Raw genomic sequence first — 16,606 nt, 5'->3', positions numbered from 1 at the left:
CGATCCGCCTACGTGGTCGAACGCCGCCGCCGGGCTCCCGGCCGCCGCTCGCTCGGCCGCGTCACCGGATCCCCGGCCTCCACAGCGGCGGCTCTGCGCTTCGCGCCGAAGTCGGCCAGGGCCTCCGCCAGCTTGTGCACGGACGGTTCCGGAGCCATGACATCCACCCGGAGCCCGTGCTCCTCGGCCGTCTTGGCGGTGGCGGGGCCGATACACGCGATCACGGTCACGTTGTGCGGCTTGCCGGCGATACCGACCAGGTTCCGCACGGTCGACGACGACGTGAACAGCACGGCGTCGAAGCCACCGCCCTTGATCGCCTCGCGCGTCTCCGCCGGCGGCGGCGAGGCCCGCACGGTCCGGTAGGCGGTGACGTCGTCGACCTCCCAGCCCAGCTCGATCAGCCCGGCGACCAGCGTCTCCGTGGCGATGTCGGCACGCGGCAGGAACACCCGGTCGATCGGGTCGAAGACCGGGTCGTAGGGCGGCCAGTCCTCCAGCAGCCCGGCGGCCGACTGCTCGCCGCTCGGCACCAGGTCCGGCTTCACGCCGAACGCGATCAGGGCCTTGGCCGTCTGCTCGCCCACGGCCGCGACCTTGATGCCCGCGAAGGCACGCGCGTCGAGCCCGTACTCCTCGAACTTCTCCCGCACGGCCTTGACCGCGTTCACCGAGGTGAAGGCGATCCACTCGTAGCGGCCCGTCACGAGCCCCTTGACCGCCCGCTCCATCTGCTGGGGCGTGCGCGGCGGCTCGACGGCGATGGTCGGCACCTCGTGCGGCACGGCCCCGTACGACCGCAGCTGGTCGGAGAGCGACGCCGCCTGCTCCTTGGTGCGCGGCACGAGCACCTTCCAGCCGAACAGCGGCTTGGACTCGAACCACGCGAGCTGGTCGCGCTGGGCGGCGGCGGAACGCTCACCGACCACGGCTATCACCGGCCGGCCGCCGTCGGGTGAGGGCAGCACCTTGGCCTGCTTCAGCGTCTGCGCGATCGTGCCGAGCGTGGCGGTCCAGGTGCGCTGCCGGGTGGTCGTACCGGCGACGGTGACCGTCATCGGGGTGTCCGGCTTGCGGCCCGCGGAGACGAGCTCGCCGGCCGCCGCCGCTACGGAGTCCAGCGTCGTGGACACCACGACCGTGCCGTCCGACGCCCCCACCTCCGTCCAGCACCGGTCCGACGCCGTGCGCGCGTCGACGAACCGCACGTCCGCGCCCTGCGCGTCCCGCAGCGGCACACCGGCGTACGCGGGGACACCGACGGCGCTCGCGATACCGGGGACCACCTCGAAGGGCACCCCGGCGGCGGCGCACGCCAGCATCTCCTCGGCGGCGTACGTGTCCAGGCCCGGGTCCCCGGACACCGCACGCACGACCCGCCTGCCGCCCCGCGCGGCCTCCATGACAAGATGTGCGGCATCCCGCACCGCGGGGGCCGCTGCGGCGGTTGACGTACCGTCAACAACCGTCAGCTGGGGCGTTCCTGTGCCCGGAGCCGGATCCTGGGAAGGATCCGAATCCGTGTTCACTTCGGAGACGCCCTGCCTGGCGTGCTGACGTACGACGTCGAGCACCTCGTGCTCGGCGACGAGGACGTCCGCGTTCGCCAGCGCCTCCACGGCGCGCAGAGTCAGTAGTCCCGGATCTCCGGGTCCGGCACCCAGGAAGGTGACGTGCCCGTGTTCAGGACCGGCGGAAAGGGTGGTGGGGCTCAATGTGCTCGCTCCCCCATCAGACCGGCCGCGCCCTGGGCGAGCATCTCGGCCGCGAGTTCGCGACCGAGCGCCATTGCCCCGTCGTGTGTCTCGGGCACGGGACCGGTGGTGGACAGCTGCACCATCCGCGTGCCGTCGGTCGTGCCGACGACGCCGCGCAGGCGCATTTCCTTGACAATCTGCCCGTCGGCCAGAAGGTCGGCCAGCGCGCCCACAGGGGCGCTGCAACCGGCCTCCAGGGCGGCGAGCAGTGACCGCTCGGCCGTCACGGCGATCCGCGTGAACGGGTCGTCGAGTTCGGCGAGCGCGGCGACGAGGTCCGCGTTGCCCGCGGCACACTCGATCGCCAGGGCCCCCTGGCCGGGGGCGGGCAAAACCGTGTCGACCGACAGGAAGTCGGTCACTTCGTCACCCCGGCCGATCCGGTTCAGTCCGGCGGCGGCCAGCACGACCGCGTCGAGCTCACCGGAGCGTACGTATCCGATCCGGGTGTCGACGTTGCCGCGGATCGGGACGGTCGCTATGTCCAGGCCGTGGCTGCGCGCGTACGCGTTGAGCTGGGCCATGCGGCGCGGCGAACCGGTACCGATGCGGGCCCCGCTCGGCAGGTCGGTGAACTTCAGCTCGTCCCGGGCGACGATCACGTCCCGCGGGTCCTCCCGGGTCGGCACGGCGGCCACCACCAGCTCGTCGGGCTGCGTGGTCGGCAGGTCCTTCAGCGAGTGCACCGCGAAGTCGACCTCGCCCTTGAGCAGCGCGTCGCGCAGGGCGGTCACGAACACACCCGTGCCGCCGATCTGGGCGAGCTGCTCACGCGAGACATCGCCGTACGTGGTGATCTCGACGAGCTCCACGGGCCGCCCGGTCACCCGGCTCACGGCCTCGGCCACCTGCCCGGACTGGGCCATGGCGAGCCTGCTCCGCCGGGTGCCGAGCCTCAGCGCCTTGTCGTTCATGCCGGCCCTCGGTCTTTCTCTGTGCTGTCCTCGGCCCGGGAGACGGCGGCAACCGTCTCCGGGTCGAGGTCGAACAGGGTCCGCAGCGCGTCCGCGTACCCGGCGCCGCCGGGCTCGGCCGCGAGTTGCTTGACCCGTACGGTCGGCGCGTGGAGCAGCTTGTCCACCACGCGCCGCACGGTCTGGGTGATCTCCGCGCGATGCTTGTCGTCGAGGCCGGGCAGCCGTCCGTCCAGGCGGGCGATCTCGCTGGCCACGACATCGGCGGCCATGGTGCGCAGGGCGACCACGGTCGGCGTGATGTGCGCGGCCCGCAGTGCTGCCCCGAAGGCCGCGACCTCGTCGGAGACGATACGCCGGACCTGGTCCACATCGGCAGCCATCGGAGCGCCCGCGGATGCCTCCGCCAGCGACTCGATGTCCACCAGCCGCACCCCGGTCAGCCGGTGCGCGGCCGCGTCTATGTCGCGCGGCATCGCCAGGTCGAGCAGGAAGAGCACGGGCTCGGGCCGCGGCGGCTCGTCGGCCGGCTCGGGCCTGCGCCGCTCGGGGATCCGGCCGACGGTGGCCACGGTCGCGGCGAGGGCCGCGATGGCGTCGGCGTCCGGGGCGGGGTCGAGCGGGCCGGCCGTCCCCGGCCGGGCCGCGCGCTGGGCGCCGCCCACCGTGCCGTTGTCCACCCACGCCGCGTGCTGCTCCAGGTCGGCGGCTGCCATACCGGCCACGGCCGCCTCGCCCAGCACGGAGAATCCGGCGGTGCCCTGCACCGCGGGCAGGTCCAGCGGGCAGCCGTCCTCGCCGCCGAGTCCGGTGGCCGGCAGGTTGCCCCGCTGCGTTCCCGTGGCCGCCGTCCGGCCCGGCCCGCCGCCCGGAGCGTGCGGTCCGTCGCCGCCGGGCGCGGCCGGCGGGGCTGTCGTACGGCCCTCCACCGCGGCGGCGACCGACTCGGCCGTCAGGACCAGGCCCGTCGCGCCGGTGCAGGAGACGGCGATGTCGGCACGTGTCAGTTCGACCGGCACCGATTCCATCGGGACCGCGCGGGCCAGCACGTCCGTGTCGTCGCCCTCGGTGAGAATCTCGGCGAGGCGCTCGGCCCGGTCGAAGGTGCGGTTGGCGACGACGACCTCGGCGACCCCGGCCCGCGCGAGCGTCGCCGCGGCCAGCGAGGACATCGACCCGGCACCGATGACCAGGGCCTTCTTGCCCCGGGCCCAGGTCTCCACATCGCCGCCCGCGGCCAGCTGCTCCAGGCCGAAGGTGACCAGGGACTGGCCGGCGCGGTCGATGCCGGTCTCGGAGTGGGCGCGCTTGCCGACCCTCAGGGCCTGCTGGAACAGGTCGTTCAGCAGCCGGCCCGCGGAGTTCAGCTCCTGCGCGCGGGCCAGGGAGTCCTTGATCTGGCCGAGGATCTGTCCCTCGCCGACGACCATCGAGTCCAGGCCGCAGGCCACCGAGAACAGGTGGTGGACGGCCCGGTCCTCGTAGTGCACGTAGAGATAGGGAGTGAGCTCCTCCAGGCCGACCCCGCTGTGCTGGGCGAGCAGCGTGGACAGCTCGGCGACACCGGCGTGGAACTTGTCCACGTCGGCGTAGAGCTCGATGCGGTTGCAGGTGGCGAGCACCGCGGCCTCGGCGGCCGGTTCGGCGGCGACCGTGTCCTGCAGCAGCTTGGTCTGCGCGTCCGTGTTGAGCGAGGCCCGCTCCAGCACGCTGACCGGGGCGCTGCGGTGGCTGAGTCCGACGACGAGGAGGCTCATGCCGGCATCACGGCGGGCATGTCCCCGTCGGGTCCCTGGTCGGCGGAGTCGCTGCGGGCGGCGGCGGTGGGCGCGCCCCCGTCGGAGGCGGCGGCCTCCTCGCCGGCCTTGCGCTGCTCGTGGAAGGCGAGGATCTGCAGCTCGATGGAGAGGTCGACCTTGCGCACGTCGACGCCGTCGGGCACGGACAGCACGGTCGGCGCGAAGTTCAGGATGGAGGTGACACCGGCGGCCACGAGCCGGTCGCAGACCGCCTGGGCGGCACCGGCGGGGGTGGCGATGACACCGATCGACACGCCGTTGTCCTGGATGATCTTCTCCAGGTCGTCGGAGTGCTGCACGGGGATACCGGCGACGGGCTTGCCCGCCATGGCCGGGTCGGCGTCGATGAGCGCGGCGACCCGGAAGCCGCGGGAGGCGAACCCGCCGTAGTTGGCCAGGGCGGCGCCGAGATTACCGATACCGACGATCACGACCGGCCAGTCCTGGGTGAGGCCCAGTTCGCGGGAGATCTGGTAGACGAGATACTCGACGTCGTAGCCGACGCCCCGGGTCCCGTAGGAGCCGAGGTAGGAGAAGTCCTTGCGCAGCTTCGCGGAGTTGACCCCCGCCGCGGCCGCGAGCTCCTCGGAGGAGACCGTGGGCACCGAGCGTTCCGACAGCGCGGTCAGAGCGCGGAGGTACAGCGGAAGCCGGGCGACGGTGGCCTCGGGAATCCCTCGGCTGCGGGTCGCCGGTCGGTGAGTTCGGCCAGTTGCCACGGTGCTCCTGCGGGTAGAGCGGGGCTGTAGGCGGTCATACGTCCCTACATGACCGCCCCGTCGAAAGCAGGCTATGTCTTTGTGAACGCGTGCACAAAGATGGTGTCCGTTTTGCCCGCCCAACGTGACCGGGCTCACGCACCCCCGGCGCACTCGTGGGGAACCGGCGCATACGCACCACCGTTCCTTTACTTCTGGGGGCAAAACCGCACACTCTCCTCTGTGTATCCCGCCCCCGAGACCAGCCACCGACGATCCTAAGCGACCTGGCGGCCCTCTTTGGACTGCTCGGTCAGTTGCCGGACCTGGCGGGATCAGCGGGATCAGTCGGTCAGCGCCTTGCGCAGGCGGTCCTCACCGACGCGCCAGAACGTGTGCTGCCTGCCGTCCACCAGTACGACCGGGATCTGCTCCCAGTACTGGTCGTGCAGTTCCCGATCCTCGGTGATGTCCTTCGCCTCCCAGGGGACTCCCAGATCACCGCACACCTTCTCCACAACGACCTGTGCGTCATCACACAGATGACAGCCGGGCTTGCGGATCAGGGTGACGAGCCGGTCCCGAGGGGGCCTGCGACGAAAGAGGGGACTCATGTCGGCCATTGTCGCGCGCCCGTGAACGAGGGGAACCCTCACGAAAGCACCGGCGACGCGCCGGCCACGTCCGTCCGGAACGACCTCTTTAACGACACGCTTGCCGAGAGTTCACAGGCTCCAAACCTCTCGACTCCGGAAACCCCGAACAAACTGGCTATGCTCACGCCATGGCCGCTCTCGGATGGCTCACTCCCCGTAGGCGCTCTGCCACGGCGCGGAGCGTTTTGGCAGGCGAGGCCTCGGCGGAGGCTGCCCGCAAGTCCTCACAAGAGGCCGCCGGCACCACCGAGGAACCGCAGTTCCCGGTCCACGGCGACGACCGGGCCGCCGCCTTCTTCGACCTGGACAACACCGTCATGCAGGGCGCCGCCCTCTTCCACTTCGGCCGGGGCCTGTACAAACGGAAGTTCTTCGAGACACGGGAACTCGCCCGGTTCGCCTGGCAGCAGGCGTGGTTCCGGCTGGCCGGGGTCGAGGACCCCGAACACATGCAGGAGGCCCGCGACTCGGCCCTGTCGATCGTCAAGGGTCACCGCGTCGCCGAGCTCCAGTCGATCGGCGAGGAGATCTACGACGAGTACATGGCCGAGCGCATCTGGCCCGGCACCCGCGCCCTGGCCCAGGCCCACCTGGACGCGGGCCAGAAGGTCTGGCTCGTCACGGCGGCCCCCGTCGAGATCGCCCAGGTCATCGCCCGCCGCCTGGGCCTGACCGGCGCCCTGGGCACGGTCGCCGAGTCCGTCGACGGCGTCTACACGGGCAAGCTGGTCGGCGAACCGCTGCACGGCCCCGCGAAGGCCGAGGCGGTCCGCGCCCTGGCCGCGGCCGAGGGCCTGGACCTGACCCGCTGCGCCGCCTACAGCGACTCGCACAACGACATCCCGATGCTGTCCCTGGTCGGCCATCCCTACGCCATCAACCCGGACTCCAAGCTGCGCAAGCACGCCCGCGACCTGGACTGGCGCCTGCGCGACTACCGCACCGGCCGCAAGGCGGCCAAGGTCGGCATCCCGGCCGCGGCCGGCGTGGGCGCGGTGGCCGGCGGCACGGCGGCGGCCATCGCCCTGCACCGCCGTCGCCGCTGACGACCGGCCGGGCAGGCGACCGATCAATCCGGGACACCTTCGTTTACGGGATGACAAGCCCCGTAAATCCAACTGGCGTACCCCCACAACCTCGCATCCAGTCCTCTTGGCTGGACACGGCCACAACACGCCCTGGACCCAGCCTCAATCCGAACCTTTCCGATCAACAACCGTTCACTCTCTGGCACTTGATGCGGCGTCAATCGGTTACGGAAGCGACGTAACCGATGATTTGAGCAACTCGGTGTAGCAGGGCCTGTACGAAGCGTTATTCTCCTCAGACGCAATCCGGTACCCCTCCGTCGCTACGACGGGTGAAAGGTCCCGCACTGCACGTGATGGAAGCTCTGCCTCTGGGAGTCCCGTGTACCCACACGTCGGGGTTGACGCCTCGGGCCTGGCTACGCTGCGCGCAACGGTCCTCGACCTGTTGCGCGGCTTCGTCCCCACCGCGTACGCCGGCCCCGCATTCGCCACCGCCGCGCCCGTAGGCCCGTGCTATGCACTGGCCGACGGCAGCGCCGCGGTCGGCAGACGAGGGCGCCCGTCCGGCGCGGCCACCGCCCGACGGCCGGCGGCGGACAGCGACAGCGCCCGCATGATGGACCTCGTGGAGCGCGCCCAGGCCGGCGAGGCCGACGCCTTCGGCCGTCTCTACGACCAATACAGCGACACCGTCTACCGGTACATCTACTACCGGGTCGGGGGAAAGGCGACCGCCGAGGACCTCACCAGCGAGACCTTTCTGCGGGCCCTGCGCCGCATCGGCACGTTCACCTGGCAGGGCCGTGACTTCGGCGCCTGGCTGGTCACCATCGCCCGGAACCTCGTCGCGGACCACTTCAAGTCCAGCCGCTTCCGCCTCGAAGTCACCACCGGCGAGATGCTCGACGCCAACGAGGTCGAGCGCTCCCCCGAGGACTCCGTCCTGGAGTCCCTCTCCAACGCCGCCCTGCTCGACGCCGTACGGCGGCTCAACCCCCAGCAGCAGGAGTGCGTGACGCTCCGCTTCCTCCAGGGCCTCTCCGTCGCCGAGACCGCCCGTGTCATGGGCAAGAACGAGGGCGCCATCAAGACCCTCCAGTACCGGGCCGTCCGCACGCTCGCCCGGCTCCTCCCGGAAGACGCCCGCTGACGCGGCCGCACACTCGGCGACGGCCAACTCACGTTCCGTGACGCTCCGTTGACTTCGGCATCCGATCATCCGGCGTCCGTAACCCAAGTGCCGCGCCGCTCGTTGTGCGGGATGCAGGCTCCCTGTGGTCACCCCCTGACCGGCTCCGATCACCCGATCGTGTGGTCGTGGTCAGGGTGTGCAACCCTCAGGACCCCCTGGGGAGTCGACCGTCATGACGAGAGGAGGTGCCGCCAGTGATCGCGAACGTATCGGCGCACCGGCGGGCGAACGCCTTCGCCCAGGCCCTTCAGGAGCAGTCCGAGCAGGGCACGGCGGCCGAGCAGTCCGAAGGACCGGCACCGGCACCGGCCGCTGCGGAGCCGACCGAACAGGCACGCCTGCTGGCGCTCGCCTCCGGTCTCGACGCGCTGCCCAAGCCGGAGCTTGACCCGGAGGTCAAGGTCGTCCAGCGGGCCCAGCTGGTGGCCGCGTTCGAGGCCATGCTCCAGGAGGGCAGCGCGGGCGGCGGGGCGACGGACGGCGCTGTCCCCGAGCAGCGCTCCCCCCGGGCCCATGGCGCCCACCGAGCGAGCCCACTGAAGAAGTTCCGGCCCCGTTCCCGCCTCGCCAAGGGCCTCACCGCGGGCGGGCTCAGCGTGGGCGTGGCCGCGAGCGCCCTCGGCGGCGTCGCCGCCGCCAGCTCCGACGCCCTGCCAGGCGACTCGCTCTACGGCCTCAAGCGCGGCATCGAGGACGTCAAGCTCGGCCTCGCCGACGGCGTCGACGAGCGCGGCCGGGTCTATCTCGACCACGCCTCCACCCGGCTCAGCGAAGCCCGCCGCCTGATGGAGCGGGGCCGCAGCGGCCCGCTCGACCACGAGTCCCTGGGCGAGATCCGCCGCGCCCTGTCCGGCATGCGGCACGACGCGTCGGAAGGCCACCGGCTGCTGAGCGAGGCGTACGAGCGCGACCCGGGCTCCCTGGAGCCCATCAAGGCCCTGTCCGCCTTCTCCCGCTCCCACCGCGAGGCCTGGGGCGAACTGCGCGAGAAGCTCCCCGTCCAGCTCGGGGACGTCAGCGACCAGGTGTCGTCGGTGTTCGACGCCATAGAGCAGGACGTCGCCCCGCTGCGGTCCCTGCTGCCCGAGCCCCCGACCCGGAGCGGCGGCGGCGACGGCAATCGGCAGGGCGCCTCCGAGTCGGCCTCCAGCGGCTCCTCGGCCACCGACCGGTCGGCCCGGCCCAGCGACAGCGGCCGCGGCCACTCCGACAAGGGCAGCAGCGGCAGCGGCAGCCCCAGCCACTCGGCCGGCAGCGACAAGGACGGCCTGCTCGGCGGCAACACCGGCGGCCTGCTCGACCCGCCGCGGCAGTCCAGCGACGCGAGCACCTCGCCGTCGACGGAAGGCGTCCCGTCCGTCCCCAAGCCGGACGTGACGCTCCCGCCGCTCCTGCCCGACCTACTGCCCGAGCTGGGCATCGACAGCGAGGACGCCGACTAGCCGGCGGTTCGACAGTGGGGGCGCCCTCGTATGCGGGGCGCCCCCATCGTCGTAGGCCCCGCCTCAGTGGTGCGCGTGCCTCAGAAGAAGACCGACCGGCGCTGCACCAGCAGCTTGTACAGCGTGTGCTGGATCTGCTCCCGGACCTGGTCGGTCAGGTTGAACATCAGCATCGGGTCCTCGGCCGCCTCCGGCGGATAGCCGTCCGTGGGGATCGGTTCGCCGAACTGGATCGTCCACTTGGTCGGCAGCGGAACCGCCCCGAGCGGCCCGAGCCACGGGAACGTCGGCGTGATCGGGAAGTACGGGAAACCCAGCAGCCGCGCGACCGTCTTGGCGTTGCCGATCATCGGGTAGATCTCCTCGGCCCCCACGATCGAGCAGGGCACGATCGGCGTACCGGCGCGCAGGGCCGTCGAGACGAAGCCGCCGCGGCCGAAGCGCTGGAGTTTGTAGCGGTCCGCGAAGGGCTTGCCGAGGCCCTTGAAGCCCTCCGGCATCACCCCGACCAGCTCGCCCTGCTCCAGCAGCCGGGACGCGTCCTCGGCGCAGGCCAGGGTGTGACCGAGCTTGCGGGCCAGCTCGTTGACCACCGGCAGCATGAACACCAGGTCGGCGGCGAGCAGCCGCAGATGCCGGCCGGCCGGGTGGTTGTCGTGCACGGCGACCTGCATCATCAGGCCGTCCATCGGCAACGTCCCGGAGTGGTTGGCGACGATCAGGGCGCCGCCCTCGGACGGGATGTTCTCGATGCCCTTCACCTCGACCCGGAAGTACTTCTCGTACAGCGGGCGCAGCAGGGACATCAGGACCTGGTCGGTGAGCTCCTCGTCGTAGCCGAAGTCGTCGACCTCGTAGTCCCCGGTGAGGCGGCGGCGCAGGAAGGCCAGGCCGCCCGCGATACGCCGCTCCAGGCCGCCCTCGCCGCCCTGGGACCCCTCCGGCTGTTGTTCCTCAGGTGTCACAGGAACATCATCCTGCGGAACAGCCCTGGTGGGCAGGGGCTGCACCTCACGTACCGGCACGGAATCCGTGCCCGGGCGACGGTTCCCGGCACTCCTGCGCCGCTGCGGACGCTGCACGGCGCCCCCGCGGGACCGGTCGTCGTCGAACGGAATGACCTTGGCATCCGCCATCGTTGATGCGCTCCTCAGTTGGCGCTCTGCGTCGGGGGGTGGCCGCCGCCCGCGAGGGGCAGCGCGGCGATCCGGTCGACGGCCCCCGCGAGGGCCTCCGGCGGAAGAAGTCCGGGACCTTGGCTGCGTGCGAAGTCCGCGAACGTCTCCGCGGTCGTGTACTTGGGCTGGAATCCCAGCGTCTCGCGCATCTGGCCCGTGGCCACGACCCGGCCGTGGGTGAGCAGCCTGATCTGCTCGGGCGAGAAGTCCGTCATCCCCAGCGTACGCACCAGCGAGCCCGCCCAGGTGACGGCCGGCAGCAGCAGCGGCACGGTGGGGCGCCCGAGGCGCCGGGAGCACTGCGAGAGCAGCAGCACGCCGTCACCGGCGATGTTGAAGGTGCCGCTGTTGAGCGTGCCCCGCCGCGGCTCGTGCGAGGCGATCCGCAGCACCTCGATCACGTCCTCCTCGTGCACGAACTGAAGCCGCGGGTCGTAGCCGAACACGGTCGGCAGGACCGGCAGCGCGAAGTACGAGGCGAGCGGGGTGTCCGCGGTCGGGCCCAGGATGTTGGCGAACCGCAGCACGCACACCGCCACGTCGGGCCGGCGGCGCGCGAAGCCGCGGACATAGCCCTCGACCTCCACCGTGTCCTTGGCGAAGCCGCCGCTGGGCAGGGACTTGGGCGGGGTCGTCTCGGTGAAGACGGCCGGGTCGCGGGGCGCCGACCCGTAGACGTTCGTGCTGGACTTCACGACCAGCCGCCGCACGCTCGGGGACTTCTGGCAGGCACCGAGCAGCTGCATGGTGCCGATGACGTTGGTCTCCTTCAGGGAGGCCCGGTTGCCGCTGCCCAGCGGCGTGCCCGTCACGTCCAGGTGGACGATCGTGTCGGCGCCCGTCTCGGCGAGCACCCGCGCGATTCCGGGCTGCCGGATGTCGGCCTGGACGAAGTCCGCGCCGCCCAGATGGTGCTCGGGCGGCACCGCGTCCACGGCGACGACCCGGTCCACCTCGGGGTCACGCTGGATGCGCCGGACGAACCGGCCCCCCAGCTGGCGGGCCACACCGGTCACGAGCACGACCTTGCCCAAGATCCGCGCCTTCCTTCCAGAAAACCTCTTGCCCCGCCGCGTTCCCCCGTGAGGCAAACTTAGCGGTTCGGTGTTGCGCTGTGATGACCGCCCGATGCGCGAAGTGACGACAAGCAGCCGGACGCAGGAGCCGGAACACGTGTGGCCCCCCACCGGTGGGTGGGGGGCCACAGCAACGCTCTCGCGGCGTCCGCGTCGCGAACTTACTTCTTGTTGCGACGCTGAACGCGCGTGCGCTTGAGCAGCTTGCGGTGCTTCTTCTTGGCCATCCGCTTGCGCCGCTTCTTGATAACAGAGCCCACGACTACCCTCGCTCACTTCTCATCACTCGGTTGTTTGGGCGCCATGGGCCCACACGACCTACGAGGGGCTAGCCTACCCGCCCGAGCGCTGAGGTCGTAATCGAGGAGGCCAGGGTGATCCCGAGTGCCCTGTGAGGGACCACCCCGCCCCAGCCGTCAGGCGGTTTCCACCCCCACGTAACTCTCGCGGAGGTACTCGTGAACCGCTTGCTCCGGGACGCGGAAGGACCGCCCCACACGGATCGCGGGCAGATGACCGCTGTGCACCAACCGGTACACGGTCATCTTCGACACTCGCATCACCGAGGCGACTTCCGCCACGGTAAGGAACTGAACCTCGTTCAGAGGCCTCTCGCCAGCTGCAGCCATGACACACCTGAACCTTCCGCACTCGACGGCCACCGGCTTCCCCTTCCGGTGACTCTTCGTCGCTGCGTGCTCACTCCCCAATGTAGGGGCGGGTGATGCGAGTGGGGAAGAGGTGCACCCATCGGCGGCCTACTGTGACAGACACGCCCGATTGAGTACGTAGCGGGTAAGCGGCAGGTAGTAATCAGACCGCACACCGTCATCAAGTGGAACGACGACGGAGACGGACCCCTCCGCCTCACCGACGAACGGGGCGGGATCGTCCGTATCGGCCGCCCCGATGGCCTCGAACCCCAGCTGACCTGCCCCGCAGACCCACCCGTGGTCCCCGATGACCAGCTCGGGAAGGGGCCCGCCGGCCTCCGCGGCAGCGGTCAACACGGTACGAACCGGGAGAGGTGAGTGCGTATGTGCGCCGGGCTCACAACCGGGGCGTTCCGTGCCGGGTCCCCGCACCAGCGCGACTCCTCGTACGTAGTCGAGGTTGTACGTGCGTAGGCCGAACCGGGTCGTTATGTCGACACGACGACCCTGCGCCGGGGTGAGGACGGCACACCCCGCCGCCGACAGCGCGTCTGCCAGAGCGGCGTAGAAACCGAGCAGCCGGTGAGGGTGCCCGGTGCCGAGGAGCACGGGTGCGCCGCGCCGGGCGATCTCGGCGAGGCGCTCCGCGAAGGCGTCCAACGCGGCCAGGGTGCGCTCCGGATCGATCACGTCCTGGCCGGAAGTCCATCGGGAATCGGCCGAAACCCCACACCTGTCCGCCATCAGCTCGAGCACATCCCGCTGACGCCAGGCCCCCTCGGGATCGAGCCCGAGGAGCACCCGTGGGTCCCGGGCGGCGAACAGCCGGTAACTCCGCAGGCTCTCCTCACGAGGCGTGGCCACGGTCCCGGCGAGGCGTGCGCCCACCAGGTGCGCACGAAGGGCTTCGGGGGTCAGCACGAGGAGATCGTGCGCGACAAGGGTCCCACGTGTCCCGAGAACGGGCGAACACCGCACACTCGGCCTAGCAGGCACCCGTGCCCACTGGCCCCGGTCAGGCCAGCAGCCCCCGCAGCGGGAACACCGCCCGCCGAGCCGCCAGCACCGCCTGGTCCAGCCGGTCCGCGGGGTCGTAGCCCTCCTCCCAGCCGGGGAAGGCCACCGGCCAGCGCCCGTCCGTCATCCGCGCCGGAGCCAACTGCCGCGTCCTCGCGAACACTTCCTGCCGCCAGCCCTCGGGAATCATCGCCTCGGGCGCCACGGCCCGGCCCGCCGCGATCCCGACCAGATGCGTCCACGACCGCGGTACGACGTCCACCACGGCGTAGCCGCCCCCGCCCAGCGCCACCCACCGCCCGTCGGCGTACTCGTGCGCCAAGTCGTGACAGGCCACCTGCACCGCCCGCTGCGCGTCCAGCGACACCGCCAGGTGCGCCAGCGGATCCTCGAAGTGCGTGTCGGCCCCATGCTGCGTCACCAGCACCTGCGGCCGGAAGTCGGCGATCAGCTCCGGCACGACCGCGTGGAACGCCCGCAGCCAGCCCGCGTCCCCCGTCCCGGCCGGCAGCGCCACGTTCACCGCAGAGCCCTCCGCGCTGTCGGCGCCCGTCTCCTCCGGCCACCCGGTCTGCGGGAACAGCGTCCGCGGATGCTCGTGCAGCGAGATCGTCAGCACCCGCGGGTCCTCCCAGAACGCCGCCTGCACGCCGTCCCCGTGATGCACGTCGACGTCGATGTAGGCCACCCGCTCGGCCCCCAGCTCCAGCAGCCGGGCGATCGCCAGCGACGCGTCGTTGTAGACGCAGAACCCGGAGGCGCCGCCCGGCATCGCGTGGTGCAGCCCGCCCGCGAAGTTCACCGCGTGCAGCGCCTGGCCGCGCCACACGGCCTCCGCGGCCCCCACCGACTGCCCGGCGATCAGCGCAGACACCTCGTGCATCCCGGCGAAGGCCGGATCGTCCATCGTCCCCAGCCCGTACGACTGGTCCGCCGCCCCCGGATCCGCCGACGCGGCCTTCACCGCCTCGATGTAGTCCTGCCGGTGGACGAGCCGCAGCGTCGACTCCCCGGCCGCCTTGGCGGCGACCACCTCCACCTCACGGTCCAGCCCGAAGGCATCGACCAGTGTCCGGGTCAGGGCGAGCCGGACCGGGTCCATCGGATGCCCCGGACCGAAGTCATAGCCCGTTACTGCCTCGTCCCACATCAGCTGTGCGCGGCCGCTCATGCCCGCCACCGTATCGGTCCGGTTGAGCAGCGAACGACCGGGCGTACACCAGCGTCACCAGCACCAACACCATCGGCACGAGCATGGCCCCGCGATAGCTCCACACGTCCCCGAGCGCACCGACCAACGGCGAACCGATCAAAAACCCCACATAGTTGAAGACATTCAGCCGCGCCACGGCAGCGTCCGAAGCGCCGGGGAACAACCGCCCGGCCGCCGCGAACGTCTGCGGCACCAGCACACACAACCCGAGCCCCAGCAGAGTGAACCCCAGCATCCCCACCCACGCCCCGGGCGCCCCCGCCACCACGGCGAACCCACCCGCCGCCACCAGCGCACCGCCCCGTACGACGGCGACGGCCCCGAACCGCCGCACCCCGAGATCCCCGATCGCCCTCCCCAGCAGCGTGGTCACCATGTACACGTTGTACGGCACGGTCGCCATCTGCTCCGAGCTCCCCAGCACGTCCTGGAGGTACTTCGCACTCCAGTTGGACACCGTGGAGTCCCCGATGTACGCGACGGTCATCACCAGACACAACGGCAGCAGCCACTTGAACACGACGGCCTGACCCTCACCTGCCGCCTTCTCCTCCACCGCCGGCGCCGCATCCCCGTCGTCGACGTACCACCGGCTCCCCACCAGCACAGCCGGCAGCAGCACCGCCACGACCGGCAGATAGGACACCCACAACGCCAGATCCCAGTGCGCCCCCACCCACGCCAGCGAGGCCCCCACGATCCCGCCCAGGCTGTAGGCCGCGTGGAAACTGAGCATGATGCTGCGCCCGTACGACCGCTGCAGGCTCACCCCGAGCATGTTCATCGACGCGTCCAGCACCCCGACGGCCAGCCCGAACGCCGCGAGCGCGACGCCCAGTTCCACCATCCGCTCCCCGGCCCCGACCCCGAGCAGCGCCAGCAGCACCACGGGTTGGGACCAGCGCAGCAGCCGGCTCGGCCGCACCCGCTTCACCAGCCGCTCGGTGGTCACGCTCCCGACCCCGGCCAGGATCGGCACAGCGGCCAGGAACGCCGGCAGCAACGCGTCGGAGACCCCGTACCGGTCCTGGATGGCCGGAATCCGCGTCACGAGCAGAGCGAAGGCGACCCCCTGCACCAAGAAGCTGAACGCCAACGAGCCCCTGCCGCGCCGCAGCACATCAGTCATGGCCGCGAGCGTAGGGCCCAGACTTACCCATGGGTAGATCCAGCCAAAGATGAATTCGGCTCAGCTTCTACGACCTCACATGAGCAGCTCGGTCAGTTCCCTCACGTCGGAGAAGAGCCGCCCGGCCCCGGCCAGCCTCTCCATCGGCGTCATGGCGGTGAAGCCGTACACGTCCATCCCCGCCGCGATCGCCGCCCGTACCCCCAGCGGACTGTCCTCGATGACCACACACCGCTCCGGCGCGACCCCCATCCGCTCGGCCGCGTACAGGAACAGATCGGGAGCCGGCTTCCCCCTCCCCACATCCTCCGAGCTGAAGATCCGCCCCTCGTCGAACCACCGGTCGAGCCCGGTCGTCCGGTGCCCCACCCGGATCCGCTCATGGCTCCCGGACGACGCCACGCAGTACGGCACCGAGTCGGCGGCGAGCTTCTGCAGGACCTCCTCGACGCCGGCGACCGGCTTCAAGTCGCGCTCGAAGGCCGCGAAGACCCGAGCGTGGAACACGTCGTCGAAGTCCACCGGCAGCCGCCGCCCGGTCCGCTCCGCGACGAGGTCGTGGACACGGTGCATGGCGGCGCCCATGTAGTCACGCAAGGAGTCCTCGTACGACGTGGGGTGCCCGAGCTCGGTCAGATAGGCGGCCAGGAGCCGGTTGGAGATGGGCTCACTGTCGACGAGGACACCGTCGTTGTCGAAGATCACGAGGTCATAGCGCATGGCTCGACCCTAAACGCAGAAAACCCCCGCATCCGAAGATGCGGGGGTTTTCCCAATAATTGTTCGGCGGCGTCCTACTCTCCCACAGGGTCCCCCCTGCAGTACCATCGGCGCTGTAAGGCTTAGCTTCC

General features: G+C 71.1%; 16 protein-coding genes and 1 rRNA gene. 3 read left to right on the top strand and 14 right to left on the bottom strand.

What is annotated here, in order from left to right; all coding sequences use genetic code 11:
• Nucleotides 1-8: 8 nt before the first annotated feature.
• The 5 genes from ACH4G3_RS22505 to ACH4G3_RS22485 form a co-directional block, all read right to left on the bottom strand.
• Nucleotides 9-1,715 carry a bifunctional uroporphyrinogen-III C-methyltransferase/uroporphyrinogen-III synthase gene (locus tag ACH4G3_RS22505; protein ID WP_020275178.1) on the bottom strand — a complete coding sequence of 569 codons (1,707 nt, stop codon included), beginning with the start codon at nucleotides 1,713-1,715 and terminating at the stop codon, nucleotides 9-11.
• Nucleotides 1,712-2,671, bottom strand: coding sequence for a hydroxymethylbilane synthase (gene hemC, locus ACH4G3_RS22500; protein WP_397626204.1), 960 nt, complete (start codon nucleotides 2,669-2,671; stop codon nucleotides 1,712-1,714). The genes ACH4G3_RS22505 and hemC overlap by 4 nt, the downstream gene beginning before the upstream one ends.
• Nucleotides 2,668-4,428 (bottom strand): glutamyl-tRNA reductase, encoded by a 1,761-nt coding sequence (locus tag ACH4G3_RS22495; protein ID WP_397626203.1) that lies wholly within the window; start codon nucleotides 4,426-4,428, stop codon nucleotides 2,668-2,670. Before ACH4G3_RS22495 ends, hemC begins: the two co-directional genes overlap by 4 nt.
• Nucleotides 4,425-5,189 (bottom strand): redox-sensing transcriptional repressor Rex, encoded by a 765-nt coding sequence (locus tag ACH4G3_RS22490; RefSeq protein WP_392110137.1) that lies wholly within the window; start codon nucleotides 5,187-5,189, stop codon nucleotides 4,425-4,427. The genes ACH4G3_RS22495 and ACH4G3_RS22490 overlap by 4 nt, the downstream gene beginning before the upstream one ends.
• A 323-nt stretch (nucleotides 5,190-5,512) precedes the next feature.
• Nucleotides 5,513-5,782, bottom strand: a complete 270-nt coding sequence (locus ACH4G3_RS22485) for a glutaredoxin family protein (RefSeq protein WP_037671606.1) — start codon at nucleotides 5,780-5,782, stop codon at nucleotides 5,513-5,515.
• A 170-nt stretch (nucleotides 5,783-5,952) separates the two neighbouring features.
• Here ACH4G3_RS22485 and ACH4G3_RS22480 point away from each other — a divergent pair, with 170 nt between their 5' ends.
• The 3 genes from ACH4G3_RS22480 to ACH4G3_RS22470 all read left to right on the top strand — a co-directional run bounded on the left by ACH4G3_RS22480 (nucleotide 5,953) and on the right by ACH4G3_RS22470 (nucleotide 9,489).
• Entirely contained in the window at nucleotides 5,953-6,870 is a 918-nt protein-coding gene (locus tag ACH4G3_RS22480; RefSeq protein ID WP_397626202.1) for an HAD family hydrolase, read from the top strand.
• Nucleotides 6,871-7,234: 364 nt separating this feature from the next.
• Complete coding sequence (locus tag ACH4G3_RS22475; protein WP_037671603.1) at nucleotides 7,235-8,005, top strand: ECF subfamily RNA polymerase sigma factor, BldN family; 771 nt, start codon at nucleotides 7,235-7,237, stop codon at nucleotides 8,003-8,005.
• Nucleotides 8,006-8,241: 236 nt separating this feature from the next.
• A complete protein-coding gene (locus ACH4G3_RS22470; protein ID WP_397626201.1) occupies nucleotides 8,242-9,489 on the top strand; it encodes a DUF5667 domain-containing protein in 1,248 nt (415 codons plus the stop codon).
• An 80-nt stretch (nucleotides 9,490-9,569) separates the two neighbouring features.
• On the opposite strand, the gene ACH4G3_RS22465 is transcribed toward ACH4G3_RS22470, so the two are convergent.
• From ACH4G3_RS22465 to rrf, 9 genes are all read right to left on the bottom strand, one after another.
• Entirely contained in the window at nucleotides 9,570-10,625 is a 1,056-nt protein-coding gene (locus tag ACH4G3_RS22465; RefSeq protein ID WP_397626200.1) for a lysophospholipid acyltransferase family protein, read from the bottom strand.
• Nucleotides 10,626-10,639: 14 nt separating this feature from the next.
• Nucleotides 10,640-11,701 carry an NAD-dependent epimerase/dehydratase family protein gene (locus ACH4G3_RS22460; protein ID WP_397626199.1) on the bottom strand — a complete coding sequence of 354 codons (1,062 nt, stop codon included), beginning with the start codon at nucleotides 11,699-11,701 and terminating at the stop codon, nucleotides 10,640-10,642.
• Between the two features lie 203 nt (nucleotides 11,702-11,904).
• Nucleotides 11,905-12,003: a 30S ribosomal protein bS22 gene (locus ACH4G3_RS22455; RefSeq protein ID WP_003948845.1), complete on the bottom strand. Its 99-nt coding sequence runs from the start codon at nucleotides 12,001-12,003 to the stop codon at nucleotides 11,905-11,907.
• 156 nt (nucleotides 12,004-12,159) lie between these two features.
• Nucleotides 12,160-12,372, bottom strand: a complete 213-nt coding sequence (locus ACH4G3_RS22450; RefSeq protein ID WP_004984898.1) for a helix-turn-helix domain-containing protein — start codon at nucleotides 12,370-12,372, stop codon at nucleotides 12,160-12,162.
• A 129-nt stretch (nucleotides 12,373-12,501) separates the two neighbouring features.
• Nucleotides 12,502-13,317 carry a phosphatase gene (locus ACH4G3_RS22445; RefSeq protein ID WP_397626198.1) on the bottom strand — a complete coding sequence of 272 codons (816 nt, stop codon included), beginning with the start codon at nucleotides 13,315-13,317 and terminating at the stop codon, nucleotides 12,502-12,504.
• A gap of 94 nt (nucleotides 13,318-13,411) precedes the next feature.
• Nucleotides 13,412-14,584, bottom strand: a complete 1,173-nt coding sequence (locus ACH4G3_RS22440) for an acetoin utilization protein AcuC (RefSeq protein ID WP_397626197.1) — start codon at nucleotides 14,582-14,584, stop codon at nucleotides 13,412-13,414.
• On the bottom strand, nucleotides 14,535-15,755 hold the full coding sequence (locus ACH4G3_RS22435) for an MFS transporter (protein WP_397626196.1): 1,221 nt from the start codon (nucleotides 15,753-15,755) through the stop codon (nucleotides 14,535-14,537). The genes ACH4G3_RS22440 and ACH4G3_RS22435 overlap by 50 nt, the downstream gene beginning before the upstream one ends.
• 75 nt (nucleotides 15,756-15,830) lie before the next feature.
• Nucleotides 15,831-16,475, bottom strand: a complete 645-nt coding sequence (locus ACH4G3_RS22430) for an HAD family hydrolase (RefSeq protein WP_397626195.1) — start codon at nucleotides 16,473-16,475, stop codon at nucleotides 15,831-15,833.
• Between the two features lie 61 nt (nucleotides 16,476-16,536).
• A 5S ribosomal RNA gene (gene rrf / locus ACH4G3_RS42405) occupies nucleotides 16,537-16,606 on the bottom strand; the annotation flags it as partial.

The sequence above is a fragment of the Streptomyces afghaniensis genome (assembly GCF_044327915.1).
Lineage (GTDB): Bacteria > Actinomycetota > Actinomycetes > Streptomycetales > Streptomycetaceae > Streptomyces > Streptomyces afghaniensis.
This window is presented reverse-complemented; position numbering and strand designations above follow the sequence as displayed.